The organism is Candidatus Accumulibacter cognatus (genome assembly GCF_000584975.1).
GTDB lineage: Bacteria > Pseudomonadota > Gammaproteobacteria > Burkholderiales > Rhodocyclaceae > Accumulibacter > Accumulibacter cognatus.
In genome coordinates this window covers 34,612-36,271 of the sequence record NZ_JDST02000075.1, presented here as the reverse complement: position 1 = coordinate 36,271, position 1,660 = coordinate 34,612, and the positions used below count along the sequence as shown (strand labels likewise).

The following is a 1,660-nucleotide window of genomic DNA, read 5'->3' as shown; positions in this document are numbered from 1 at the left end:
CTACCACTTATCCTCCTGTCCCAATTTCCGGGGCCACCTCTTCCTCCAGGACATCCAGGAAATGAATCAGGCACCCGTGGTTTTTCGTTGGAAAAAATTTGATAGGAAAGCCGCCTGATCTGTAGCCCATTCAATGTAACAAACTGCTAGCCCTGCGCGCGAAGCGTTCAGACGGTTACCTCACACTGCCTCCAGCACACCTTGACCGCTTCGTGGGTCGGCCCGCAGGAGGCAAACCAGATCGGGCAGGCAGCGGCCTGCTCCAGCCGGTCGAGCAGCGACGCCGCTACAGTCAGCATGCGCGCCTGATAGACCGGACGTACCCGGAAGAGCAGGTCCGTCAGCGCTGCCTGGTGTGCCAGGTCTTCTCTGGCGGTGCACGGCAGGCGTGTCACGCGCCCGGCCGGCGCCAGCCAGCCGGCAGCCCTGCTCTCTTCTCCGGGCACGGTCGTCTCGTAGGCCTCGCACCAGCGCAGCCCGGGCACATGCCGGAAAGCATCGAGGTGACTGACCAGCAGGCCGTCGAGACGTCCGCTGGCAGCCAGGGCGTAGCGCAGGAGCACGCCGTCCGGGTGGCCGCGCCGGAAGCGGCCCTGCCAGCCCTGGTCGCGGTTATGCGGTTCCGGGAGAACGTCCAGTCCGGCGTCGGCCGTCGGGAAGGGACCCGCTCCGTGCCGCGTGAGATAGGCACGCAGGACCCCGAGGTGCTCGACCCGGGCAGGGCAGCCGTAGTCTGCCGCGACCGCTTCGACGGCGCGCGGGTGGATGCTGCTCCAGGTGGTGTGCGGATGAAATCCCCGCCATTCATCGAGAAGAACGCCCTGTGCCCCCTCGAACAAGACCGTCCCGGGGCGCGCCAGGCGCGCGGCGATTCTGTCTGCCGACGATGGGGGAACATCCCGCAACAGGTTCTGGATATTTTCCAGCCAGGCTTCGGCAAGCTGCGCGTCGGCGAGCAAACGATGCTCGGCCGCGATTGCTGCCGCATTTGCGGCCACCTCGCCCAGGGCAGCGAACGCGGGCAGGAGATCGCGGCGAATGGCCTGCAGTTTCTGCATCGCCAGCGCGGGTCGGGCCAGATCGCCGTAATGCAGCGTGTGCTCAGGGTGAGCGAGTGCATGGCGAACGGTTTCGCCGACCCCGACGCCGCAGCTTCCGTGCGCCGCGGCGCCACGAGCCAGCTCGCGCAGACGACCGGCGGCCTGATGGAAAGGCGTATTGACCCGACAGCGCCGATCGATGAACAGGCGCTCCAGGCCATCATCGACGCCTATCGACTGCAGCCGGGAATGCTCGACCAGAAGCGCGCCGGGATGGACGACCACCGGATAGGCGAGAACGGTCGCCACGCCCGGCACCAGCGTCCCGGCGGCGAATTGCGAGAAGGTATGCTGCCGGCCGTCGGGCAGAACGACGTTGTGCCCGGCCTGCGCACCGCCGTTAAAACGGACGACCGTGTGTACCTGCCAGCGCCGGCACAGGGCGTCGGTGAACACGCCCTTGCCACAATCGCCGAAACCCAGACCGAGCAGGGAGACCAGGCGGGGCATGCGCACAGGCCCTTCCCCTTAGTGTGCAAGTCGCATCAGCGACTCACGAACCTCCCCTCCCCCCACTTGCGGGAGCGAAGGCGGGGTTACGCGGAGCACTGCTCCGCGCC

Annotated in this window: 1 protein-coding gene; it reads right to left on the bottom strand. The window is 67.0% G+C overall.

The features are described 5' to 3' along the window. Window positions 1-167: 167 nt before the first annotated feature. Window positions 168-1,550: an adenylosuccinate synthetase gene (locus AW06_RS14350; RefSeq protein ID WP_034951420.1), complete on the bottom strand. Its 1,383-nt coding sequence runs from the start codon at window positions 1,548-1,550 to the stop codon at window positions 168-170. Between the last annotated feature and the right edge of the window lie 110 nt (window positions 1,551-1,660).

Excerpts from the sequence above, each read along its gene's own strand:
- AW06_RS14350 (WP_034951420.1), bottom strand. The coding sequence starts at position 1,550 with ATGCCCCGCCTGGTCTCCCTGCTCGGTCTGGGTTTCGGCGATTGTGGC.